Source organism: Stenotrophomonas sp. GbtcB23 (assembly GCF_019091045.1).
Lineage (GTDB): Bacteria > Pseudomonadota > Gammaproteobacteria > Xanthomonadales > Xanthomonadaceae > Stenotrophomonas > Stenotrophomonas rhizophila_A.
This window is the reverse complement of record NZ_JAGXKC010000355.1, coordinates 1-281: the sequence shown is the minus strand read 5'-3', so window position 1 is coordinate 281 and position 281 is coordinate 1. Positions and strand designations below refer to the sequence as shown.

General features: G+C 64.4%; 1 pseudogene. It reads left to right on the top strand.

The features are described 5' to 3' along the window. Window positions 1-281 (top strand): annotated as a pseudogene (locus KVS69_RS19395) (ornithine carbamoyltransferase subunit F); the annotation flags it as partial.

Below are 281 nucleotides of genomic sequence, written 5' to 3'. Positions count from 1 at the left end.
AGCGAATATCGCGGCTTCGGGCAGGAGCAGGCCGAAACCCTCGCCGCTCATGCGGGCGTGCCTGTCTACAACGGCCTGACGGACGAATTCCATCCGACGCAGATTCTCGCCGATTTCCTGACCATGCGTGAATATACCCGCAAGCACCTGTCGCAGCTCTCCTTCTGCTTTCTGGGCGATGCCGGCAACAACATGGGCAACTGGCTGCTGACGGGGGCTGCGCTGATCGGCATGGACGTGCGGCTCGGCGCGCCGAAGGCCTGCTGGCCGGACGGCGCACT